Origin of the sequence: Gilvimarinus sp. 2_MG-2023, from assembly GCF_030547685.1 — a bacterium.
GTDB lineage: Bacteria > Pseudomonadota > Gammaproteobacteria > Pseudomonadales > Cellvibrionaceae > Gilvimarinus.
In genome coordinates this window covers 222129-245673 of the sequence record NZ_JAUOQM010000048.1, presented here as the reverse complement: position 1 = coordinate 245673, position 23545 = coordinate 222129, and the positions used below count along the sequence as shown (strand labels likewise).

Sequence of the window (23545 nt, the reverse complement as noted above, 5' to 3'; positions counted from 1 at the left end):
ACTTAATAGAGAATCAATGCGTGCTCCTCGGGCAGTAGAGGATTGTAAATAGCGCATTGTAGGGTGTGCTCTGAACCTGAGAATAGGTCGCGATATCGCTCTAGCTGGGGCCTGTATTCCTCTTTTAAGCGGGTCACAAAACTCTCCAAGGCTTCGTCTGGCTCTTTTTGGGTGGTTTTATAATCAATAATCCAGCGCGTATCGCGCTCAATAAATGTCCGGTCAATCACATGGCGTCGAGTCGCGGTCTGTGATTTAGAATAAAGCTCTAGCTCGGTTAGGCTCGACTCATGCTGATTATTTAACAGCCAACACCCAGTGCGGGTACTGAGTGCCTGGGTGATGGCGTGGCGGGCAATCTCGATGCATTGATTTTGATCTTCGGGCAAAACACCGCTTTTCAACAAAATGGATCGCCAAGCCTTTTCCCGATTAAGGCAATAAGTTTCTGTCTCATCAGGTAGCCCGGCAAGGCACAATTGCTCGAATATACTGTGAATTAGAGTGCCGGTAATTCGCAACAAACGAGCATGTTTAGGCTCATATTCTGGCAGGTTGCGTGCATTTTCAGGCGGCGGTGTCTCGGTGCGTAGATGGGCCAAGGTAGGGTTGTCCGCCAGGGCCGGGCAGCTCCAGTTCGCTTGCAGTCGTCGAATATATGTCCCCGGGTGGCTGGATGGCGCCTGTGACGATTGGTTGCGTTCGGGGCTGGGCGCAATAAATTTGAGTGTTGTTTCCAGCAGTGGCCACAGTTGTTTTAACAATCCCTGAGGCTTGGTGTTGGCCGGGACGGGAGCTTCGCCGTCGGATGGTTCCGTTGTTTGAACGCAGCCGGTTAAATAAAGGTTTTCAATCGCGCGGGTGCAGCCCACATAAAACAAGCGGGTCAACTCATATTCACTTTGTAGCTTTTGTTCGTATTTTAGATGTTGATAAAGGGCCCCTTGATCATCGCCTGTAGGGGCCACCGGGCTCAATAGCAAATGAGCCTGCCCCTGTAGATCGAGACGTTCTCGCCAGAGTATAAGTTGTTTGTCATCATTGGCTGAGCGGCGGTCTAGACCGGCAATAAACACGGTATCAAACTCAAGCCCTTTTGATTTGTGCAGGGTCATTAATTGGATGTTGCTGTGTGCATTGGCCGTGTCTGAGAAGAGCTTTTCAATTGCACGGTCAAACGCTGGCCAGTCGGTAATTCTGCCAGCGCTATCGTGGTTTTGAAGTAGGTTGAAATATTGTTCGGCATCACGATGGTCCGAATCGCGAAGAAGTCCGGCCGGGCCGCCAAGGGCCAACCATGTGCCATAAATCCAACTGGCTAAGGATTTTCGCCCCGATTGTGAAAAGCTCGACTTGAGAGTTGTTACTAACCGAGTACAAATCATTTGTCCGTCATTGGATAGCTGCTGTAAACGCTCGTCGTTTTGCAAGATCTGCCAGATAAACTCAAAGCCCTGAATGTCGCGATCTTTGGCCTCGCGGTCAGGTTCACCCACAAGTGTGCATAAATCAAAATGATTCAGTCCAACCCAAGGCGTGCGCAAAAGCGATAACCAGGCAATTCGATTATCGGGCTGCAGCATCACTCGGGTTAAGGTAAGCAGGTCAATAATAACCATGCGTCCAGCCAGTGACTCCATATCCTGGGCAATATAATCCAGGCGACGTTTTCCCAGCTCTTGCATGATTAATTGCAAATGCGAGCGCGCCCGACCTAATACCGCAATGGATGCATCGGGCCTACGTTCTTGAGTTTGAATAATTAAATCGACAATATGCTCAGCTTCTCGCTGACGGGCTTGATCTTTGTTAACAATGGCCGAATCGAAATGACTGAGATAGGTAACCACCGCCGGCTCTTGCGTCTTGGGCTTAAAAGCGTCAGAGGGATTGTATTTGACGGCCCCCCGGGAAATGTCATCCTGTGAAGGAAATGCCTGGGCAAACGTTTGGTTGACCCAATCTACAACGCCTGCTTGCGAACGAAAGTTAACGGTCAAATCCAGCGGGTGCAACGTTAAATCACCGATTCCTTGACGCCTGGCTTTTAAAAACAAACCCACATTGGCATTGCGAAAGCCGTAGCACGATTGCATGCCGTCGCCGACTAGAAATAGTGTTCGACCGTCGCCTGCCTCCCAACCAGTGGTTAATTTTTCTAATAATTCAAATTGTGGTAATGACGTGTCTTGAAATTCATCGATTAAAATATGTTGAATTTGATGATCCAGCTTTAAAAGTATATCGCTGACTTGCTCTTCATCTTTTAAAGCGTGCAAAGCGGCCAATGCCACTTCGGTAAAATCACTAGCGCCACGCGCGGCGAAAACCACCCATAATTGCGCCACTAAACGGGGTAGAATTTGAGACAGTGCATTTAATATTGCCCACTCATTATCGCTATAACGAAATGCAGGTAACGTTTTGATCTCACGCAAGGCTAGTAGAGCCTCGGGGGCGCAATCTTGCAAAGTCTCTACGATCATTAAAAACTTATCTTTAAGTGGTTTTCCCACTTTGCCGGCAGGGAATCCGGTACGTTTATCTTGTCGCTTACGGTAGTCGCCACTTGAGCTTAAAAAGATTTGCCCCAAGGCTTGCCACAGGTTGTACTTATCAACTTGAGCGGCGGGTAAACCAATGGTCCCCTTAAAGCACGTGTAAGGGTTGTCGGGATCCTCCTCTGCTAAATAGCTACCAATTCCGTCCAGTAATTGGCCTATGTCGGATTGCACTGGCCATAACAGCTCCGTCAGATAAGCAAGATGCTCCTCAACGACTTGTTCGAGAGAGCTTTCGAGAGATTGTCTTGCGGATTCGCCGTTTACCGACATAATTAAAGGTAACCACTGTTCGCGTTTGCCCAATAGGCGAACAAGAAGTTCAACGACCTTTTCCAGCTGATTATCTAAGTGTGCTGCAAGCTCGATTAAAGCCTCGCCGGTGGCGTTATCGGCCTCCATTTCGCTTAATAAATTTTGCGCTGCTTCCCGGTAAGCACTCTCTGGGTCATCTAAGTTGTCAGGCGCACCACCCAATTTACTGTCAATAGGCAACTGCGAGACGATAGAGCGAGATAAGCCATCGATGGTCAGTATTTTTAGCCGGTTGGGGTTGTTTAATAACTGCCAATTCAACTCGCTGTCTCGGGCTAAAACGTCTTTGGCAGTTTGCCAAAGTGATTGTTGATGAGCTTGCCCCGGCATGGCGTTGTCGCGTGCATCAATTAATGCGTGGAGCACACGCTCTTGCATCTCGCTCGCAGCTTTGTTAGTAAAGGTGATGGCGAGTACTTGTTCAGGACTTTTTACGGTTAGCAATAACTTGAGTAAGCGGTGCGTTAAAAGGCCAGTTTTACCAGAACCGGCGGGAGCTGATACGGCAAAAGAGCGCTCCGGATTAAGCGCTTCTTCGCGTGCAACGTGATCACTAGGCTGTACGATTGTATTCATGGGCGGTTTTGGCTCCAGCGATCGAGTTCACTGTGTTCATTAATACGGTTTAAGCTGATAAGGTCTTGTTCAAATCTTTTACTTTGTTCAAAGCGGTAATCCACAGGCGCATACCCCGTGGTTATTTCATTCAACAAGCCCGATAGCTGTTCTCGCCAAACTTGCAGTTGCGCCTGCCAAGATTCACTCTCTGGTTCGCTTATACCCTTAATACTTATGTTGTCGCCCCAACCGGTAAAAGCGGTTGAATGGCTGTTGAGTGTGGCGAAACTAATTCCTTGCACCTCTGAAGGGTTGATTTCACAGGCATAGAGCGGTAACTGTGGGTCAAAAAAACTCGCTGCCTGCCAGTTCTTAGTGGCTGTCGCCCCGGTTTTATAGTCGATAATCAGTGTGCCTTTCCCATCTAAGGTGTCTATTCGGTCCACTTGTACGTTCAGTTGGTAACCGGATAAATCAATAGCGTAGAGCTGCTCTATCGCGGTTACTGTAAAGTCAGGCCGCTGTCGTTCCTCGTCAATCCATTTATTCAATAATTTAATGAGACGTATTTTTTCTTTTGCGATAAAACGCGGCCCTAAGGTTTGATTCAATTGGTTGTTAGCCTTCGCTAAGACCGGGTCGATTAAGCTTGCAAACAATTGCTGGATTTTCTCCTCTGACATATCGATGAGCGCAGCTTTGTTGCCGACGGTTTGCCAAAAATCAGCCAGAATTTGATGCAAAATATTGCCACGGTCTAAAGCTGACAAACCCAGGATTGGTTCATCAAAGGCTCTGGCTCCCAAACGAAATTTAGCCAGCGCCGAGAACGGGCAGGTGGCCTGCATCTTGAGTATTCCGGTGCCGCCAGGTAGGCGGCCAGGTGGTAAGGCGGGTGCGTATTCACAGTTAACGATTTCAAGCTTGGATAATGTCGATACGGTTAAATAGTTTTTTTGCTGAGTACTTTGCTCTGTGAGCACAACCTCATTCATCGAGTGTGCAGGGCAAAGCTCCTCAATGATTCGGCTTACTTGTAAATGCCGGTCGCCACTGATGGTGGGATAGCTGAAAACCACTTGTGGAGCACTATGTAACAAGCGCTGGGTCAAGCGAGCTGCATAGTTGAGCTCACGTTCTGAGCTCGATTTAGGCATACCCCAGTCACGTTGCAGTTGTACCGGCAACAAAGGGTTGGGGCTGGCCGCCGGTGGCCAGGCGCCATTGTGCATACCCATAACCCATAAATCCGTGAATTGTAACCCAGCCGCTTCTAGCGTGCCTAAAATTTGAATGGGGGAGTCTGGTGTTTGCGCCTGAAAAGGGGTACGGCGAAGCGTATTACTCAACGCTTCCAGGTAATCCCAAAAACTGCAAATAGGGTGCACCAAGCTCAGAGTATCTAACTCCTCTAGTACTTGATAAAACATGGCTACTTGCTGATGCTCCATGCTGTTTAAAACACGATCACCCGGCCAATAAAATAAATTCAGTAATTGAAGAAGTTCTTGCTTCCAGTGATGAAATTTTTTCTGTGCATTCCAATTTCTAGATTGAGACGCCACTTTCACTAAGCAGCGTTGTAACGTGTAGAGCTCCTCGCTGTCACTTTCAATGTCTGGCAAATCACTAAATACTTGTCGGATACTGCCTAGCGAATACTGCTGGGCAGCTTTTTTGCGAATTTGATTAATCGCTTGTTGCCGTGTTCGCCACTCGATCGAATATTGGCCAATATACCGATTGCCAATAAAGTCACAGGCCGAGGTTAAGTTGTGTTTTTTCAATAGCCCTTGTGCCAGCATCAGTGCAGCATCAATGATAGGAGTGTCCGCCAGAGGGGTGCCAGCCGAAAAGTTATAGGGAGCAACTTCAGCAGGGGTTGTGGGCATCGGTTGCAGCGGCGAGAAAATCGATTGAAAAATACCTTCCACCTGATGCCGGATTTGACCTAAATTAGGGATAACAACCCCAATAACGGCATCCGGTTGTCGCTGTAGGATACGATTCGACCATAACGCCGCCTGCAATATTTCATCTGGGGTATCGGTGAGCGCTTGCAGGTGAACCTGATTTGGGTTGGTTTGAGAGGTTATTGTTTCCGCATTTGGCAGCGCCGCCTGAATAAATTGGGTGACCAATGGGGTAAAGTCATCAAAACCGTAGAGTAGGGCACCCTCTTCAAAGGGTAGGTGGCCGGCGTTTATAGCATGAATTAACAGGTGTTGAATGTTTTCTTCGGTGGATAGTCGATAGTCGGCTAAAGCTTTATGATAGGCTAAATACCACACATCAAATGGGTGGCTGGTCTCATTGGTTTGTTGCGCTTCACGCAAGGTTTGTATTGGGCAAAGCCAGGCATCGAGCGCCATACGGGCCGATTCTGCTTGTGAAATCAGGCGATTGGATTGCAGCAATTGCTGAGCTGTGGCGTAGTGTTCGATCACAACTCGCCAGAGGTAATCGCGCTGATGGGCGCCAATCAAAGACAGGTCATTATCTGGCAGGCCTGATAATTGATAACGAGCCCACAATTGTTGCTGCCATTGGCTCAGTGTCAATACCCGCGGAGCTACCCATGAATGATTATTTTGCAGGTTATTAAAGGCTCTAAGTATCTGATTTTTCTGCCTATTGTTGGCGGTGACAATCAGTTTTCCCGCTCTCAGTGCCGGCTCAAAAGCACTGATATCCATTAAAATAGCTGACATGTCCATCCCATAATTGCGTTAAGTTTTAAAGTTTAAAGCTGTAAGGGAGTGCACCGCAACATTTTTGCTGTAGGCATCCCAAAGGGCTAAATTTGATATAGAATGACATTTAGGCGCCACTTAAAAGCCATGGAGTTACGTTGTACGCTATAAATCGCTCATTGAGCACTAAGTTACTATTGATTGTGATCGGTTTTGTCATTTTAAGTGGCATACTAGGCGCTATTCGTGTGGGTTTTGCAGAATCGCAAAGAATCGAGGCCCTCTATAATAATCGTCTGCAGGGTCTATCCACTCGGTACATACAATTTTTACAGGATGAGCTCCAACAACGAGCCAACATCTTGGCCGCTTCTCGTTCGATTTTTATTGATAATCACTCTCTGTATTCTCCGGACACTGCTATCGACTTAAGACCGTACCGGGACGCCGATGGAGCCTATCGTTTATTTGAAGAATACTCAGGCGTTTTTGTACCGAGCTTTCGTAAAATTAACGAGGATGTAAATAAATGGGTATCCGTTAGTAGTAAGACCTGGGAAACACTAACACCAGTCGTTGAGCAAACATTCAACGCTTTTTATTTTATTAGCCATAATAATGTATCTCGGGTTTGGCCGGTTAATATTGTTACTGGCCACTTACCCGAGCATGATGTTACGAAAGAAATCTTTTTCACTGAAGCCGCACCCGAAAAAAATCCTAGTAGAAGCCCCCAGTGGACGCCAATTTACTTCGATAAGTATTCACAAACATGGATGATATCACTGCTGTATCCAGTCTATATCAATGATGACTTTATTGGCATTGTTGGTGGGGACATTAACATTAGTTACTTAATTGACAAGTTAAATCAATTAGATGCTGACGGCAATCAAATACACTCTTTTATTTATGATGAGAAAGGACAATTAATTATACATAGCGGAGACTCACCCCAGCAGAATATTACCACTGGTGAGCATTACCCAATTCTTAAAGCCTCGCAAAGTGGCTTTAAAGCCTATATGAAGTCAGTTGTATCTGGTGATGTCGAATTGGGTGAAATGGCGGCCGTAACTAGTGGCGGCAACGAACTCAATATTGTGGCTCAAAAGTTCAACAACATGGAATGGTTTATTAGCTTTTACTATCCACAGTCGTATATTGAAAAAAATTTCCAAAGCTCTATGCGCGGTGCTTATACCAATATTATTGTTTGGGCGGCATTCCTTTTTGTGGTGCTTTTTTTCAGCATAAGACGATATGTGGTTCGGCGTGTAGTCGCACTCGCCAATGCAACCGGCAAAATCAATCAGCACAATTGGGGGTTGAGTGTACCCGAAGAAGGGAACGATGAAATAGCTCGCTTAGGCAGTAGCATCAATAACATGCTTGATCAAATACGTCGCCTAGTTCACGGTTTGGACGATAAGCTTGACTTGCTAGACCGTGCAAGCCAAGAGTCTCGACGTTTGATGAGCGCCATTGAAAATAGCGCCAGTCTAGTCGTTATACTCAACAAGCATTGGAAAATTGAATATGCCAACTCACAATATTGGCAAATTAGTGGCTATGACTCCACAAATATGCCATTAGAGTTCGACCCATTACTGTTTGATGCCAACGATGAGCAGAAGCTATCCTTTCAAGAAATTCAAACCAAGCTAGAAGAGCAAATTCTGCGTGGATTTTACAGTGAGGATTCCGGCAAATGGCAAGCTGAATACCTTGCGATCACAGCCAGTGGCCATAAATTCTGGCTAATGCAAACCGTAACTGCCATCTTAGGCCCGGATCAAGAACTTGAATATTATGTTTGTGTCGGGCAAGACATTACTGACTTAAAAGAAAAACAACAAGAAGTTGAAAAACTCGCTTACTACGATCATCTCACAGGCTTGGCTAACCGGACACTGTTTAAATCACAGCTGCAGCTAGCGCTCGGGCGAGTGTCTCGCAGCGGTCAAAAAATGGCCCTGTTCTATATTGATTTGGATCATTTTAAACGTATTAACGATACATTCGGCCACGAGTCGGGCGATTACTTGCTTATAGAAGTCTCACGTCGGCTAAGAGAGTGCTTAAGGCAAGAGGACGTTGTGGCTCGCCTTGGTGGCGATGAGTTCGCGGTATTACTGCACCATGTCGAAAGTCCACAATATGCCTATGTAGTGGCCGATAAGATTATTCAAGCTCTAAACAAACCTATCGATATTCAAACTAAAGAAGTCATACCTGGTGGCAGTATCGGTATTACGATTGCTCCGGATGATAGTGTTGATATCGATGTGCTAATGAAAAACGCCGATCTTGCCATGTACCAGGCGAAAGAAAAAGGCCGCAATGCATTCCAGTTTTATACCGCGGACATGAATCATGTGGTGGAGCAGCGTCTAACCATTGAGCGGGAGTTGCGACAAGCATTAAAAAGTGGTCAGTTTGAAGTGTACTATCAACCTTTTGTGAGCTATACAACCGGTCAAATAGTGGGTGCAGAAGCTCTGGTGCGTTGGAATCATCCAATTCATGGTTTAGTGCCACCTTGTGACTTTATTCCTGCAGCCGAAGAATCTGGATTAATTGTACCGCTTGGAAAATGGGTTTTAAAAACAGCGTGTTATCAAACCAAAGGGATTCAAAAAGCGCTGGGTCGAAAATTTGGCGTATCAGTGAATTTATCCGCGCGCCAACTGAGTGAGCCCGACTTTATCAAAATATTAGATGCCTGTATCAATGAAGCAGGGTTAGACCCATCTTTGCTGGAGTTAGAAGTAACAGAAAGCACACTAATGGAAGATACTGAAGCGGTTATTGCAAAGCTTCGTGAGATACGCCAGCGCGGCTGCAGCATTGCAATTGATGACTTTGGTACCGGCTATTCTTCGTTAAGTTACCTTAAGAAGCTGCCTATAACCTGTTTGAAAATTGATCGAAGTTTTGTCCAGGATTTGCCCGGCGATGAAGAAGACCGTGAAATCACCTCACTCATTATTGCCATGGCTAAAAGCCTTAATTATGAAGTGGTTGTAGAGGGTGTAGAGACTCTGGAGCAGCATAATTTCTTGGCGCAGCGAGGCTGTCATATTGGTCAAGGTTTTTATTATAGTCGCCCATTGCCCATGGACCACTTTATGACCTTATTGTTCTCTGAGACCAGCAGCGAAAGCTAATTCAAGGGGGCGGTTCTTTAAGGTGAAGTTTGTCTTACTTGTGGTTGCCGCAGGCCTACTGTCACTGTATCCGGGTGGTTGGGTATACCAGTAAACCCCTTGCTTAGTGGCAGACACGTTCGATATTCGCTCTTGAGAATTGTCGAGGTTTAAAATAGAGCTTACTCGTCGGGCGATAGCTAGCCCCGAATCTATAACCTGAATAGGTCTGGCTAAAACAGCTTCAATGTCGGTCTTTAACCAGGGGAAGTGTGTACAGGCAAGCACCAGGGTGTCTAGTTTTTCGGGTGTTGGATTATCTCGAGATATAGTCAATAGCGGGGCCAATATAGCGTTAAGCGCCTCTTTGTTTGGCTCGACTCCTCTCAGTTTATTCTCGGCAATTTGCACAAGCTCTGAGCTACCCACCGACACAACCGTACAGTGGGAAGCAAACTCACGAATTAGCTGCTTAGTGTAGGGGCGGTTGACTGTGCCTGGCGTGGCCAGCACACCAAAATACTGATTGGCAGATTGTTCGGCTGCCGGCTTAATGGCCGGCACAACCCCGATAATGGGTAGGTCCAAGACCTCTCTTAACTTAGGTAAGGCCAAAGTGCTTGCCGTGTTACAAGCAACCACCACCAAATCGATGGGATTGTCTGATAACTCTAAAGTTTGTTGTATTAAATGGACGCAGCGATCAATAACAAAGGCTTCGGATTTTGTACCATAGGGAAAACCGGCATTATCAGACAGATAATCTATGCCTACCGACGGGCAGTGCTGTCGTACCTCATGCACAATAGTCAGTCCGCCGACGCCTGAGTCAAAAACCAATATGTTTGGGTAGGGCTCAACCATGTTCGCATAAATCCGCTATGGCTGTTAGATAACGACTGTCTTCTTGCTCCAGTAGGTCGCTGCCAGTGGGCATGCGGTAGGCTTTAAAAAGGTATTTCCGAGCTTCGCTATCTTGTCTTAAATTCCACAAGCATTGCCCTAAACGCATATAGACGAAAGGGCTCTTGTCGCCACCTGGGCAATGGGTTGCCGAAATTAATGACTCCACCCCTTGCTCGTATTGTTTGAGCTTATAATAAGCATCTCCAATAGCGGTTAGTACCCAGCCGGCTTGTTGGTGTTCTATTTGGGGTTTGGGGATTGTAAGCCACCCTTGATAGAATGAGCGCAATGCTAGCCTGTACTCGCCCTTGTCGTATAAACGGTAACCATCAGCGCAGAATCGACGAATTTGGCGTGTTAGTAGGTTGTCACTCATTCGATAGCATCTTTTTGTTTTATGCAGAATTGAGACACATCAGTCAATGCATCAACAGTATAGCGATACAATACAAGATTGTTTAGCTTCAACCGTGAAAAAACACTATGTTTGATCAATTTGTAAACATTTTTGATGGTCAGATGGCGGTTATATTCGCTGTGGTACTCTTCACACTGCTTCTGGCACTCTGGCTAACCTATATTCGCCCCACCAGCCGTCTTATTCGAGAGTACAGAGCGCAAATATCAGAACTCACTCATGCCGCGAACCTGAACAATAAAGACCACCAACATCAAATGAGTATGCTGGAAGAAAGTGTATCTAGGCATCAGCTTAGCTTGCAAAGCGCTCGATCTGAATTGGAGGCGTACAAACAGCGCCATGAAACACTGCGCGAATTTAACACCACAGCGAAAACCAAATTGGCGCAGTTTGAACAATTACAAAATGATTATAAAAATCTACAGCGCCAATTTGTATCCTTAACCGCCTCGAATGCTAAATTAGAGGCGGAGCTTGACAGTGAACGAAGTCAGTCTATTGAAAAGTTGGCTATTTTAGATGATGCCAAACAGGCACTGACTAAGGAGTTTGAGAATACGGCCAACAAACTGTTCGATCGTAAAGCGCATCAGTTTGATGCTACCAGCCAAAACTTATTAACAGGCACGCTACAACCATTTAAAAATCAAATCGAATCCTTTCGCAAAAAAGTTGAAGATGTCTATGAAAAAGAGAACTCAGACCGAAGTAAACTTGCTGGGCAAATCATTGAGCTACAAAAACAAGCTCAAAGAATTGGTCAAGACGCTATTCAGCTTGCCGACGCTTTAAAAGGAAATAATAAATCACAGGGCAACTGGGGTGAGGTTATTTTAGAGCGATTACTGGAGCAATCCGGCCTGCAAAAAGGACGAGAATACGAAACACAACAGTCAATGAAGGATGCGCAAGGGCAAAAGAAAATCCCTGATGTTGTCATTCATTTACCTGAGGGGAAGCATATTGTTATCGACGCAAAAGTTTCCTTGACTCATTATGAGAAATATTGCAGCGCCGATAATGAAGATTCTCGCCAAACACACTTGCAGGCGCACATTAACTCTTTTAAATCTCATATTAAAAACTTAAGCGCCAAAGACTACGAGCAATTGCCTGAAGTGCGAGGGCTCGATTTTGTATTTATATTTGTACCCATCGAGGCCGCTTTTATGCTTGCCTTACAAAACGACATGTCACTTTATAGTGATGCGTATAATAAAAATATAATTCTAACGAGTCCAACGACATTGCTTGCCATGTTGCGCACCATTGAGAACCTTTGGCGCAACGATAAGCAAAACCGTAACGCTGAGCGTATTGCCAATGAGGCGGGTGCGTTGCACGATCAATTTATATTGTTATTGGAGTCTCTCGAGGCTGTGGGTGATGGCCTGGACCGCACCCAAAAGGCGTTCGATTTAACCCAAAGACGACTACAACTCGGCCGAGGCAATCTATTGCGCAAGGTGGACAATATGAAAAAGCTCGGCGCTAAAACTAAGAAAATCATGCCCGAGCATTATCACAGTGCAATAAATCAATCACCGAATCAGGATGAAAACAATGAATGAGTTTCCAGCATGGGTATTATTGTTAGCGTTATTTATTATCCTAATATTAACCATCACAGCAGGCGTCTACCTTTGGAAGCTGAAAAAGCTGAGATTACAGCAACACAATGAGATTGAACGCCAGCACGAGGCCACACAAGCCCAGAGGGGTAGGGTGAACACAAGCATCCAGGTGATTGCAAAAGCCGTTGGTAGTGAAGACATCACTCTTACCGAAGCCAGTATCCGTATATCTATGCTGTTAGACAGCCTTGATGTCGACCCGGCAGTGAATACTGAATTTTCAGCGTTCTATCAGCTCCGGGAAGCGACATCCCACATACCTTTCCTTGAGGCATGGCAGAAGCTGGACAAGCAGGAAAAACGCCGATTAACTAAAGAGAGAGTGGCGGCCGAGGCGCGACATCAGGAGGCCGTGCTTAAGGCGGCAAAAGAAATTATTGGGCGGAACTTTTAGTATGGCTGGAGGGTGTAGCACCCTCCAGTGATTTATGACATTTTATGGATCTATTACCGTTTCATCAATACAGCACCACATTCGATATGATCAGTAAATGGGAATTGATCGAACACGGCAAATTCAACCACCTTATGGCTAGCACTCATCGCCTGTATGTCTCTGGCCATGGTTTCAGGGTTGCATGAAATATACATGATGTTCTGAAATCGCTTGGCCACCTCGGTCGTGTGTTCATCCAAGCCCGCTCTGGGCGGATCGACAAAGATGGTAGTGAAGTTGTAATCCTCTAAGGCAATGTCTTTTAAGCGCCTGAATGGCCTCACATTATCGAGTGCTTGCGAGAAGTCCTCACTCGACATTCGAACCACATTAATGTTCTCCACATTATTTTCGCGCATATTATACAGAGCAGAATTGACCGAAACTTTAGAGATTTCTGTGGCTAAAACTTTATCGAAGTTCTGCGCGAGCGGCAGGGTGAAATTACCGTTACCACAATAAAGTTCGAGCAAATCACCACCAATGTCTAAGCTTTTTTCCACCGCCCATGTCAGCATCTTTTGACAAATGACAGCATTAGGTTGAGTGAAGCTGCTCTCAATTTGTTGATAGGTATATTCACGGCCCAAAACGGATAGCTTTTCTATGACATAGTCGCGCCCAATGATCACTTTCTGTTTGCGGCTGCGACCAATGATACTCACACTAAGTAAGCTGGTTAGAGCTTCAGCCTCAGCGTGCCAAGCATCATCCAGCTTCTTATGATAAATCAGAGTGATGACGGTCTCACCCGCTAGAGTGGTCAAGAACTCTGCCTGGAATAGTCTTTTGCGAAGGGTTTCACTTTGGTTAATTTCAGCTAAAAGGCGAGGCATCAATTCATTGATGCGGTGATAGCCCGGTGTAAACTCCTCGATTAGGTAAGGGGTTTTATATTCACCTTTTTTATACATCGCATAAAAAGCCGTTGAGCCCTCCTGCCATACTTTAAACTCTGCCCGCATCCTATATCCGGATGCGGGGGATTCGTACACTTCTGGTTCGGGAATGTCAGTATCAGAAAGTAAGCGTCTTACTTTGTTTAGCTTTTCATCAAGCTGTGCTGGGTAACTTTCATCCGAAAATGGAACTATTGTCATTGCTATCTCTAAGTTAGTCTTGAATATCGGTAGGTTCTTGCTTGCTACACTTTCCCCAGTCACATTCGATTAATGCCAACCCAGAATTTTGACAGTAGCTCGCATAGGTTTCTTGGGGCCAGCTGTTGTTTAGCGTGAGCAATTCAACCGCTCGGGGGCAAGTTTGGGCTAATGATTGGGTGACCTGGTAGAAAGATTTGCCTGGCGTAGGGAGTTTTGGTAATAACTTGAACAACTCAAAGGCTCCCAGGGCGCCGGCATTAATTGAGCTAACTTGCTCATAAAGTGCTGATAGTTTTCGAGGTTCTGCATAGGAATCATAAAAGGCATTGGCTTGTTCAAAGCTAGCCTGACAAATGTCATAGCGTGCGTCTGGGCCGCGATTGGCTAAGTTCTGTTGCTTTTGCACCCGCACTACAACGTCTCGGTACTGTTTAATATCCTGCAGTGAAAAAGTACCCCCTTGCCATTGAACCCAGTCCTGTCGCGTGTGAGCAAGGTACAACTCACTGGCATTTATAGGCTTTGAATTTGCTTTGAGCCAGTCAAGGTAAAGGGAGTTGGCCTCATCACCAATCTCACCACCGAGGCTCATACAACCATTTAAAGACACCATTTGCTCAATCGCGCGGGGGTGAATCTGTTTTGATAGTTGTAAGATCTCTGCGTCAGTCACCGGTGGTGGCTCTTTGGTCTGACAAGAAATGACTAACATTGACAGCATTACCAATACGGCTGTACGAAATATGACCATCTGTGATGACATAACATTTACTCCGGTGAGGCTTGGTGGGCGGAATTATGTGTACTTTCCGTAGCAGGCTTGGACAGAGGAAGAGTAATAACAAACTCCGTTCCCTCACCTAGGGTCGAATTGACACTGATCGACCCTCCATGGTGCTCTGTGATTATAAAGTATGATACCGATAAACCTAAGCCAGTCCCTAGGCCTATTTCTTTGGTGGTAAAAAACGGCTCGAATATGTGACGTGTGACTTCTTCAGGCATGCCAGGGCCGTTATCTTTAACGGTTAAAATGGCGTTATCGTCTTTTTGCTGAAGTTGGATAAATATTTTGGCTTGATTATCCAAATTAGGCCCTAATGCTTGGGCGGCATTGCGTACTAAATTGAGTAATACCTGTTGAATTTCAGCAGCACAGCCAATCAAATCGGGCACACTTTGATCAATATCGACCACCAAGTCGGGCAGGGGGGATGGCTCAGCCTTTAATAGGCTTATACCATGGCTTATAACATGGCCTAGATCATAGGGCTGAGGTCGTTGATTACTATGGCGAGAAAAATCTAGCATATTGGTGACTATGTCGGCCGAGCGTTCCCCCGCTTCGCGTATGTCTTCTAAAAACTGGGAGACTTTGCGATCGGCAAAATATTGCTGCAGAGCATCTAACTCTAGCCCTAGTGAATGCGCAGCAACCTGATTTGCCGGAAGTTCCGGTGATGTTCGACGGTAAATATTTTGCACCCCGTGCAGTATGGTACTAAGGGGGTTGTTAATTTCATGAGCCATACCAGCGGCGAGCTCTCCCAGTGAGAGCATTTTTTCGTTTTGGATCATCATATTTTCAACACGAACACGCATGGTGACATCATCTATACGAATAACGGCCCCGATGGATTGTGCAGCAATCAGAGGGTAAATCGTAAGGTCGCAAAAACGAGTATCGCCAGAGTACAGCTCTTGAAAGTTTTCAGTTATATACGGTGTGCCGGCATTAATGGTTTCGGCAATGGTGGCGCTTTGGATCGGTAAGGTGGGGTATACATCCAGAATATGTTGTCGCAGTGCCTGCTCAGCCGGAATGTCACACCTTTTTTCTGCTGCAGCATTCCAATGTGTAATAAAGCCTCGGTGGCTGACCCCGATAATAATCGAGGGCATCGAGTTAATGATGCTGTGTAAGTATTCTTGAGTTTCACGCAACAGCAGCTCGGTAGCCTCGTGGCGTCCAATTTCTTGATACAGCTGATCATTCGTGTTGTGTAAAGACTCGGTACGTGCTTTTACTTGCTCCTCTAGCGCATCGCGCGAAGCACAAAGTGCTTGTCGAGCGCGAGTGATCTTTAGCCGGCTACGCTGAAGCCCAACAATTAGAGCAGTCTGTAGGGCCAGTAGCAGGATAATAATAAACCATAACCAGCGTTGGTCAGAGGCAACGTCTGAGGGACTTGCCATAACCGATTCGCTGGTCACCACGAAAGCGCCGCAGAGGATTAACCAAAAAGGAATTCTTTTCACAACATATTTAAATGAGTCGAATAATAAGGATTTTTTCAGTCTAGCATTTTATGGCCCGCACTTATATTGCTTCTAACTTCTTAATATTGATTAAAAAATAGAAAAAATGCTTACAATATAGACACTTAGGGGAATTATTTAAAAAAATGTTTGACAGCTTCCGGCATTTCAGTAGAATGCCCACCATCTGATGAGGGGTGGTTAGCTCAGCTGGGAGAGCATCGCCCTTACAAGGCGAGGGTCACAGGTTCGATCCCTGTACCACCCACCAATCAGCATTGCGGACCGGTAGTTCAGCTGGTTAGAATGCCGGCCTGTCACGCCGGAGGTCGCGGGTTCGAGTCCCGTCCGGTCCGCCACTATTTAAAAAGGCTCCACTTTGTGGGGCCTTTTTTATGCCTGTTAAAAAGGCACATGTTGACTTGACGGGACGATGAACCCGCGAAGCGGTGTTCGACCAATTCGTCGGGAGCGAATTGGCACAGCGTAACGCGCTGCCCGAAGGGCGGCCATCAGGAAGATGGCCGTAACTAATGGCAGGATAGCCATTTTGCACAGCGCGAAGGCGTTGCCACTAGGGTGGCCGCCACGGGCCGAAAAATGGCTCCTGCATATTCGGCATTCCCACCATCTATAGCGGTTATGGCGGCCATGTTTCCCGTCCGATCCGCCACTATTTAAAAAGGTAATGCCGCTCGGGCGGAGCGATAACATTTGAGTTGATCAGCCAGGCACTGACATACCCCCCCAAAATCCTCATCTACTACTTATTGACGATACGTCTATTCTCTGCGAGCAGGTTGGCGCATATAAGCATATTAAGGATCGTTTTTATCACGTAATTGTCACATTTTTATGCGATTTTAACGTTGATGGAACTAAAACGCGCTGTTTTAGCTCTAATAGTCGATTGTTAATAATTAGGAGATTTACAAATGCAAGATTATTTAGAAGAATTACTCGATACAGGGTTCGATGACCTTGATGATGAGTACTGTGAGGATTATGCCGAAGTATAATGGCCTGAAAACGGCCATTATTGTGTCCTTTCTAATTACACCCTCCCGCAAAACCTGAACTAAATCCCACATTTACACCTTTAAAGCCCAACTAATACGACATTAGCTGATTTCTGACTGTGCCAACCCTATAATTAGGGAGTAATCTATACCTAGGCGACAGTGGTGATACAGGATGCGAAATGTCGAACCGTGATATAACAAAGGAAGCGATAGCCATTTTTGTCGATGATTTTATCGATAGAGAGCTTCAGTACCCTGAGTTTGAGGCGGTTATGGACGGTTTTGTACCCATGCCAGACTTTGCCGGTACAACTGTCAATGCGGTTTACCTGTTAATTAATCAAGACTTAAAAATCACAGGTTGTGTCTTTTTTAAAGTTGGCTTTAACACCAAAGGCATGATCGCCGATAAGTGGAACGTCCCCCTGCAGCAACTTGTGAATAACGCGGCAAAGGGGCCTGACCTAGGCGCCAACCCCATTGCATTGGCTTGTTATAGCCAATGCCCCATTGCGATGCAGCAACAAAGCCTCTGGGATCCAACGATGGAGCCTGGGCGCAATAGCTTTGTATTGCTTAAAAAAGCCGTTGCCAGTAATCGTCTAGGTCTAGTCTTCCCAGAGCCAGAATCCCCCTCCAATTCGGAACTTAATTCAGGGCAGATTGAATTTAATGAAAGACTGGAACGAGAGTACGCTACCGCAATGCGTACCCGGCTTGCTCATACACTGAAAGAGCAGCGGCTACGCATCAACACGCTAAAAAGCAAGATGTCTCTGAAAATAGATGCCCTTAAGCGTGAACATCAAATACGCCTGGCCGATTACCAAGTTCAAATGCGATCACTGCAAGAGGTGAACGCACAATTGCAAGCTGATATTGAGGCACATAAAAAAGAACTGGAGCTAAAAGACAGTAAAGTCCAGGGGGTTCGTGAATACTATGAACACAAGCTTAGTGCGGCCCAGCTTAACGGTGGGGCACAAATAGAGGCACTCGAATCGGGTTTTACTCAAGAATTGGACGCTCAGGTCGCACAGGTAAAAGAAGAATTACAACAACAGCTAGACATGAAAGATATGGAGCTGTTTTACCGCCAACAGCAAGAAGAGAGCTTGCGCGAGGAGCTAAACACCTTACGCGACGAACATGAGTCTTTACTTGAGCATGGCAGCTCAAAAATATTGGTGCCTCTGAGTAAAGCGGGTATAAGTTTTGTAGTCTTCCAGCCGGGGCTGGGGCAGATAACTTTACCACCCGACCAAGTGGCGGAGTACATGTCAGCCCCGGCAGAATTTGCAGCGGACAAATGCGGTGTGACGGTAGAAACCTACAAACTATGGCTCGACCATAACCATTCACCATACTGCAACGCCAAAAATGCTGACGGTGAAGAGTGTGGTGCGGGTGTAAAAAGAGTGGCCAACCCCACCGATTTTCACAACGGTGAAACCAACCGCTGCGACATCCATAAAAGTATAGGCGGCAATTTAAACATAGGGCGCGGCTAATGAGTGCCCAAATGCCAGAAAGTGCTCTGTTAGAGCGCGCCATGATGGTTCCTTATCAGGCCATTAGCATGCCGAACACTACTAAACGTGGCTTAAAGCTCTTGATGCGCAGAGACGATTTGATTGATCCCAACGCAATTGGCAATAAATTCTACAAGCTCTACTTCAATATCAATCATGCAATTAAAAGCCATAAGCGCCGCTTAGTTACTATGGGTGGCCCCTGGTCAAACCATCTGTTGGCCTGTGCACAGGCGGCCCGAAAAAACGGAATGCAAAGCCGGGCATTAATTCGCGGAAAGCATCATAAATTCCTTAGCCAAACCCTGCAAGACTGCCAATCATTAGGCATGCAGTTAGATTTTGTCAGTACTACCGAGTATCAGTCACTAACGAATTTACCGCACAGTGAGCAAGCTTCACTGCCCGATAAATTATTAGAAAACCGGCAACATGATTACTTTATTCCCGAGGGAGGATGTAATGATTTAGGGGTTAATGGCTGTCAATACATTGGTCAGGCAATTCGACGATATTCCGGCACCCCCTCTAGCGTATGTGTCGCGGTTGGCACCGGTGGTACCTTTCGGGGAGTTGTGCAAGGTTTAGGTGGCCTTTGCCACACCTTGGGTGTTGCGGTGCTTAAAAACACACACAAAAAAACGACTCTTTTCGGTTTAGGCAGCATTAATCATCAGCCATGGAGTTTAGCGTGGGGCTTCGATCTTGGCGGCTACGGGCGCCGACTACCTGCCCAGGCCGTAAATTTTTGGCGAACATTCGAGCAAAATAATCAAATAGCGATCGACCCCGTTTACACATTGAAAATGCTGTGGGGGGTTGATCAATTGGCCAGACTAGGATATTGGAATACTGGGGACACTGTCATTGTGATACATACTGGTGGGCTGCAAGGGCGCAGAGGGTTCTCCCAACAAATGGATTGGCCAACACCTAAACCTGTAATGTGACCTAAATATGGATAATCTATTACAACCAAATCAAGCGTCCACTCCGGTCGATCCGGCACTTATACACTCTCTCGTGCCGCTCAAAGACATGAGTAAAGCACATGTTAATGAGTTGCTGGAATTTGCCCAAACAGAATATTTGTATCAAGGACAAACGCTTTTTAATCGCGGTGCCATTGATAACTGCCACTTGTACCTGCTCTATGGAGATTTACTTTTAGAGTCAGAATGCGGCGTTCAGCAGGTAATTAAAGGTCGCAGTTCATTACTACCAATTGCTCACTGCAAGCCAAGACAGCAGCAGGCAACAGCACTAACCGATTGTGCGGTGCTTAGAATTGAAAGCAATACTCTGGACAAGCTGCTCACTTGGAGCCAGGTTGCCGATTATCTGCACAGTATTATTGCCCGCGATCGCGACCTCGATGAAGATGTGCAGTGGATGATGCAAGTTTTACATTCAAACTTATTTTTCAAAGTTTCCCCATTAAATGTTGACGAAGTGTTTAGTCAAATGGAGTCGACCGTTGTCGATACAGGAGAAGTCATTTTACGACAAGGAGAGCTCGGTGATCGCTGCTATTTCATTAAAGAGGGAGTGGCCCATGTCACAAGACAAGGTGAAACCGGTAACGAATTTGTAGCTGAAATACATCAAGGCCGATGTTTTGGCGAGGATGCTCTGGTTAACGATGCCCCGCGTAACGCCACTGTGACCATGGCCACTGATGGTGTTTTAATGTATCTACGCAAGCAAGAGTTTTATCGGTTAATAAAAGCGCCCGATGTACCCACTGTGCCGCTTTCGCAGGCCATCGAGTACGTGAATGATCTACCACAGGTACTGGTCGATGTTCGATCCGATGAAGAGTATGCCGTTGGCCATCTGCACCAAGCGGTCAATATACCTCTGCACTTACTGGGCATAAAGTCACGCTTATTGCGCATTGGCGTTGAGTATATTTGTTATTGTGATACCGGCCGACGCAGCCAAGCCGCCACGCATTTATTGCGAGAGCAGGGCTTTATGGTTAAAGCGCTCGCGAACTGTGAGCAGGTTTTTGAGGGCTGTAAGGATAGCCCTGAGCTAGAAGTTGGCTCAAACTATGTTCTGCGCGAAGGCTACTCTAAGCCGGGCCATTGATTGTTGACTACACAGTAGCGGCGGGTCTCGAACCAAAAACCATTCTGATGGTATTGCAATTGTGCCACCATACGGGGATGTCCATCGTAGGTTATTTGGCCATATAATGCCGCGCACAACTGAGGAGCTGTTAACGGTATACAACATTTATGAAGCCGGGCAGGGCCAATCCAGCGATTGCGAGGAATAATCGTGTAGAGGCCTTTTTTATCAACCCTGTGCAGCTGATTAACGGGTAACCATAGATATTCAGCGGCAATTTTGTTGTGATACTGGCCTTGATTCGCGATAGATTTCAAGTCTCTATGCCCGGGCCAAAATAGCGCACCTTTTAGAATTAAACGCTGTTGTATTAAGCCGAAATCAATCTGGTTTCGGGCTAAAACAGTTTGTGTGGTGGTCTTATGTAGCAACGGAAATTGATGGCCTTGCAAATGATCCAGTTTTTTCCCAAGACTGTCATTGGCGTTGGGGCCAATCCAGTGGTGGTACGACTGAGGATTATCACCGACCAGCAAATAAAACTTTACCGCAGCTTCAATGTGTATAAACCGAGCATTCTCTTCTATGACATAATCGAGTGAACCAATGGTTTTTTTGTTGTGTTCAATTTGTAAATTATGGGCAAGGATTTTAGTGTTCCCGCCAGCTTGCCAAAAAAAGCTCCAAAGTGACTCAAAATATAAACCTAACCGAGTACTTTTACGCTGTGCTAAATGCGCCAATAATAAACTGGGGTTGTCATCCTGTTGTTTTAACCACAGGCAGATATCATCTTTATTGGTTGCGGGCTGATAAAACTCCATGCCGTTGGCCAGCGGAGTGCTCAATAAGTGCTCGCCCATACAGCTAGCCGCCAGGTCACGAACCTGCGGTGTACGCAATGAATGCACAAATTCTAGCCAGGGGTTGATAGGCATCTCCTTGGTTAATCGGCGTGTTATTATTCGCCTGCCATAATTAGGTGTCAATCAATAGCTAGGCTATGAGGATTATAATGAGTCAGTTTTCTCGAATTGGACTAATCGGACGTCTCGATAATGACCGGGCAAAATACACGGTTCGACGACTTATAGAGTTCCTTGAGACCTGCGACGTTAAGGTTTATATCGATGAACAAACCGGGCAGTTAATTAACGTTGATCGCGACTTTAAAGGCGTAAGCAAGGTTGCTATGCCAGAATTAGGCGCCAATTCAGATCTGGCTATTGTAGTGGGAGGTGACGGCAGCTTACTCAGTGGGGCTCGAGATTTGGTCGAATACAATGTCCCCATTTTAGGCATTAATCGTGGCCGGCTTGGGTTTTTAACCGATATTGTGCCGGACGATATTGAACAAAAAATCACCGAAGTGCTTACCGGCGAATACGTGCAAGAACAGCGGTTTATGCTGGATATGCGCGTTGAGCGTTGTGGCGAGACGGTATGCCGGGGCGATGCCCTGAATGACGTGGTGCTCCATCCCGGTGAATTTATCCGAATGCTCGAATTTGAGCTCTATGTCGACAAACACTTCGTCACCTCACAGCGCTCCGATGGCATGATCGTATCAACGCCTACGGGCTCTACCGCCTACGCTCTGAGTGGTGGTGGCCCCATTATGCACCCCAAATTAGACGCCATTGGTCTGGTACCGATGAACCCTCACACCTTGAGCAGTCGGCCAATGGTCGTGCCCGGCGGTAGCTTAATAGAAATTGTGGTGGGCGAGGGTAATAGCGCTATCCCGCAAGTGACCTGTGATGGCCAAACCCACGATACAGTACAAGGCGGCGATAAAGTCATCATCACCAAAAAACCACAAACTCTGCAACTTATTCATCCAGTCAATCATAACTTTTATGAGCGCTGTCGCTCAAAGTTAGGCTGGGGAGGGCATCTACTGGAGCGATCATGAGTGATCTCCAAGCCACAGAAGAGTTAAACGTTAAAGCGAGCCAGTTGGATATTATTGGCGATGTACACGGCTGCGCCAATACCTTACAAAGGCTGCTGCAAAAGCTCGATTACCAAAAAGTGGCTGGGGTCTATCGCAACCCTCAACGCAAAGTAGTCTTTGTGGGTGATATTGTCGATCGTGGCCCTAGAATACGTGAAGCTCTAGCCATAGTGCGTGATATGGTGGATGCTGGGGAGGCCACTATGGTGCTGGGCAACCATGAGTTGCATGCATTGTGTTACTGTTTGCCTAACCCCAATATTCCCAACCACTATTTGCGCCCTCATACCCCTCGCAATACCTCTATTATCCAAGAGACGTTAGAGCAATTCGCAAATCACTCCCAGGACTGGCAAGACCACTTGAGGTGGCTTAAGCAGCGCCCACTGTATTTTCAAATGCCGGGAGTGCGTGTTATTCACGCCTGTTGGGACCAGTCGGTTATTAACAGGCTGGCTGCTGTTATTCCCGAGGCTAGGTGGTCAGAGTTGGCGGACCCAGCCAGTCAGCTGTCACGCGACGTTAAACGCTTAACCTCAGGTGTTGAATTACCTCTGCCTGAGCCCCATATTATGCTCAGTGCTGAAGGGTACAGACGCAGGTCGTTTCGGGCCGGCTTTTGGCAGTCAAACCCAGTAAACCTGGGCGCCTTAGCCTTTCAGCCGGACCCGCTACCAGATTCAGTGGCCGCGCTACCTGTTACTGACGATATTAAAGCGCAGCTGGTCGTGTACGATTCAAGCCAGCCACCACTATTTGTGGGTCATTATTGGCTCAATGGCTCACCCAAGCCAATTACAGAAAATATTGCATGTCTGGATTACAGTGCAGTAAAGTTTGGTCGCTTAGTGGCCTATCGATGTGATGGTCGTCAGACGTTACACCCCAACCAATACAACTGGGTTTATGTTGACCCTTAGGCC

At 46.5% G+C, this 23545-nt stretch carries 16 protein-coding genes and 2 tRNA genes; 10 read left to right on the top strand and 8 right to left on the bottom strand.

Annotation, left to right across the window (positions count from 1 at the left end; genetic code table 11):
* Positions 1-2: 2 nt before the first annotated feature.
* Together Q4526_RS12845 and Q4526_RS12840 are read right to left on the bottom strand one after the other, a co-directional pair.
* Positions 3-3452 (bottom strand): exodeoxyribonuclease V subunit beta, encoded by a 3450-nt coding sequence (locus tag Q4526_RS12845; protein ID WP_215977482.1) that lies wholly within the window; start codon positions 3450-3452, stop codon positions 3-5.
* Positions 3449-6145, bottom strand: coding sequence for a PD-(D/E)XK nuclease family protein (locus Q4526_RS12840; RefSeq protein ID WP_215977481.1), 2697 nt, complete (start codon positions 6143-6145; stop codon positions 3449-3451). Before Q4526_RS12840 ends, Q4526_RS12845 begins: the two co-directional genes overlap by 4 nt.
* Positions 6146-6375: 230 nt before the next feature.
* On the opposite strand from Q4526_RS12840, the gene Q4526_RS12835 reads away from it, so the two are divergent.
* Entirely contained in the window at positions 6376-9297 is a 2922-nt protein-coding gene (locus Q4526_RS12835; RefSeq protein WP_303609654.1) for an EAL domain-containing protein, read from the top strand.
* Here Q4526_RS12835 and murI read toward each other — a convergent pair.
* Positions 9265-10140 carry a glutamate racemase gene (gene murI / locus Q4526_RS12830; protein WP_215977479.1) on the bottom strand — a complete coding sequence of 292 codons (876 nt, stop codon included), beginning with the start codon at positions 10138-10140 and terminating at the stop codon, positions 9265-9267. The two genes, Q4526_RS12835 and murI, sit on opposite strands and share 33 nt — an antisense overlap.
* Positions 10133-10558 carry a tol-pal system YbgF family protein gene (locus tag Q4526_RS12825; protein WP_215977478.1) on the bottom strand — a complete coding sequence of 142 codons (426 nt, stop codon included), beginning with the start codon at positions 10556-10558 and terminating at the stop codon, positions 10133-10135. Before Q4526_RS12825 ends, murI begins: the two co-directional genes overlap by 8 nt.
* Before the next feature lie 107 nt (positions 10559-10665).
* On the opposite strand from Q4526_RS12825, the gene rmuC reads away from it, so the two are divergent.
* Together rmuC and Q4526_RS12815 are read left to right on the top strand one after the other, a co-directional pair.
* The gene (gene rmuC, locus Q4526_RS12820; RefSeq protein WP_303609653.1) at positions 10666-12174 is read left to right on the top strand and encodes a DNA recombination protein RmuC; all 1509 of its coding nucleotides are present in this window, start codon (positions 10666-10668) and stop codon (positions 12172-12174) included.
* Positions 12167-12631 (top strand): DUF2489 domain-containing protein, encoded by a 465-nt coding sequence (locus Q4526_RS12815; protein ID WP_215977477.1) that lies wholly within the window; start codon positions 12167-12169, stop codon positions 12629-12631. Before rmuC ends, Q4526_RS12815 begins: the two co-directional genes overlap by 8 nt.
* Positions 12632-12684: 53 nt before the next feature.
* Here the strand turns inward: Q4526_RS12815 and trmA are convergent, their stop codons facing one another.
* The 3 genes from trmA to Q4526_RS12800 are packed head-to-tail and all read right to left on the bottom strand — an operon-like array spanning position 12685 to position 15972.
* The gene (gene trmA / locus Q4526_RS12810) at positions 12685-13773 is read right to left on the bottom strand and encodes a tRNA (uridine(54)-C5)-methyltransferase TrmA (protein WP_215977476.1); all 1089 of its coding nucleotides are present in this window, start codon (positions 13771-13773) and stop codon (positions 12685-12687) included.
* Positions 13774-13786: 13 nt separating this feature from the next.
* Positions 13787-14539 (bottom strand): hypothetical protein, encoded by a 753-nt coding sequence (locus Q4526_RS12805; protein WP_215977475.1) that lies wholly within the window; start codon positions 14537-14539, stop codon positions 13787-13789.
* 5 nt (positions 14540-14544) lie between these two features.
* Positions 14545-15972 carry a nitrogen regulation protein NR(II) gene (locus tag Q4526_RS12800; RefSeq protein WP_303609652.1) on the bottom strand — a complete coding sequence of 476 codons (1428 nt, stop codon included), beginning with the start codon at positions 15970-15972 and terminating at the stop codon, positions 14545-14547.
* A gap of 258 nt (positions 15973-16230) precedes the next feature.
* Here Q4526_RS12800 and Q4526_RS12795 point away from each other — a divergent pair.
* The 5 genes from Q4526_RS12795 (at position 16231) to Q4526_RS12775 (ending at position 20683) form a co-directional block, all read left to right on the top strand.
* Positions 16231-16306 (top strand) — tRNA-Val (locus tag Q4526_RS12795).
* Between the two features lie 11 nt (positions 16307-16317).
* Positions 16318-16394, top strand: a tRNA-Asp gene (locus Q4526_RS12790).
* 842 nt (positions 16395-17236) lie between these two features.
* Positions 17237-18568 carry a hypothetical protein gene (locus Q4526_RS12785; protein WP_215977473.1) on the top strand — a complete coding sequence of 444 codons (1332 nt, stop codon included), beginning with the start codon at positions 17237-17239 and terminating at the stop codon, positions 18566-18568.
* Positions 18568-19539 (top strand): 1-aminocyclopropane-1-carboxylate deaminase/D-cysteine desulfhydrase, encoded by a 972-nt coding sequence (locus Q4526_RS12780; protein ID WP_303609651.1) that lies wholly within the window; start codon positions 18568-18570, stop codon positions 19537-19539. The genes Q4526_RS12785 and Q4526_RS12780 overlap by 1 nt, the downstream gene beginning before the upstream one ends.
* 7 nt (positions 19540-19546) lie before the next feature.
* Positions 19547-20683: a cyclic nucleotide-binding domain-containing protein gene (locus Q4526_RS12775; RefSeq protein WP_215977471.1), complete on the top strand. Its 1137-nt coding sequence runs from the start codon at positions 19547-19549 to the stop codon at positions 20681-20683.
* On the opposite strand, the gene Q4526_RS12770 is transcribed toward Q4526_RS12775, so the two are convergent.
* The gene (locus Q4526_RS12770) at positions 20662-21603 is read right to left on the bottom strand and encodes a DUF1853 family protein (RefSeq protein WP_215977470.1); all 942 of its coding nucleotides are present in this window, start codon (positions 21601-21603) and stop codon (positions 20662-20664) included. The genes Q4526_RS12775 and Q4526_RS12770 overlap by 22 nt on opposite strands.
* Positions 21604-21680: 77 nt before the next feature.
* Between Q4526_RS12770 and Q4526_RS12765 the strand changes: the two genes are divergently transcribed.
* Both Q4526_RS12765 and Q4526_RS12760 read left to right on the top strand, forming a co-directional pair.
* Positions 21681-22580 (top strand): NAD(+) kinase, encoded by a 900-nt coding sequence (locus tag Q4526_RS12765; RefSeq protein WP_215977469.1) that lies wholly within the window; start codon positions 21681-21683, stop codon positions 22578-22580.
* Positions 22577-23542: a metallophosphoesterase gene (locus Q4526_RS12760; protein ID WP_215977468.1), complete on the top strand. Its 966-nt coding sequence runs from the start codon at positions 22577-22579 to the stop codon at positions 23540-23542. The genes Q4526_RS12765 and Q4526_RS12760 overlap by 4 nt, the downstream gene beginning before the upstream one ends.
* The last annotated feature ends 3 nt before the right edge of the window (positions 23543-23545 follow it).

What these genes read in the sequence shown, in the direction of transcription:
- Q4526_RS12845 (WP_215977482.1), bottom strand. Translation starts at nt 3,452, where the DNA reads ATGAATACAATCGTACAGCCTAGTGATCACGTTGCACGCGAAGAAGCG.
- Q4526_RS12840 (WP_215977481.1), bottom strand. Translation starts at nt 6,145, where the DNA reads ATGTCAGCTATTTTAATGGATATCAGTGCTTTTGAGCCGGCACTGAGA.
- murI (WP_215977479.1), bottom strand. Translation starts at nt 10,140, where the DNA reads ATGGTTGAGCCCTACCCAAACATATTGGTTTTTGACTCAGGCGTCGGC.
- Q4526_RS12825 (WP_215977478.1), bottom strand. Translation starts at nt 10,558, where the DNA reads ATGAGTGACAACCTACTAACACGCCAAATTCGTCGATTCTGCGCTGAT.
- rmuC (WP_303609653.1), top strand. Translation starts at nt 10,666, where the DNA reads ATGTTTGATCAATTTGTAAACATTTTTGATGGTCAGATGGCGGTTATA.
- Q4526_RS12815 (WP_215977477.1), top strand. Translation starts at nt 12,167, where the DNA reads ATGAATGAGTTTCCAGCATGGGTATTATTGTTAGCGTTATTTATTATC.
- trmA (WP_215977476.1), bottom strand. Translation starts at nt 13,773, where the DNA reads ATGACAATAGTTCCATTTTCGGATGAAAGTTACCCAGCACAGCTTGAT.
- Q4526_RS12805 (WP_215977475.1), bottom strand. Translation starts at nt 14,539, where the DNA reads ATGTCATCACAGATGGTCATATTTCGTACAGCCGTATTGGTAATGCTG.
- Q4526_RS12800 (WP_303609652.1), bottom strand. Translation starts at nt 15,972, where the DNA reads ATGGCAAGTCCCTCAGACGTTGCCTCTGACCAACGCTGGTTATGGTTT.
- Q4526_RS12785 (WP_215977473.1), top strand. Translation starts at nt 17,237, where the DNA reads ATGTCGAACCGTGATATAACAAAGGAAGCGATAGCCATTTTTGTCGAT.
- Q4526_RS12780 (WP_303609651.1), top strand. Translation starts at nt 18,568, where the DNA reads ATGAGTGCCCAAATGCCAGAAAGTGCTCTGTTAGAGCGCGCCATGATG.
- Q4526_RS12775 (WP_215977471.1), top strand. Translation starts at nt 19,547, where the DNA reads ATGGATAATCTATTACAACCAAATCAAGCGTCCACTCCGGTCGATCCG.
- Q4526_RS12770 (WP_215977470.1), bottom strand. Translation starts at nt 21,603, where the DNA reads ATGCCTATCAACCCCTGGCTAGAATTTGTGCATTCATTGCGTACACCG.
- Q4526_RS12765 (WP_215977469.1), top strand. Translation starts at nt 21,681, where the DNA reads ATGAGTCAGTTTTCTCGAATTGGACTAATCGGACGTCTCGATAATGAC.
- Q4526_RS12760 (WP_215977468.1), top strand. Translation starts at nt 22,577, where the DNA reads ATGAGTGATCTCCAAGCCACAGAAGAGTTAAACGTTAAAGCGAGCCAG.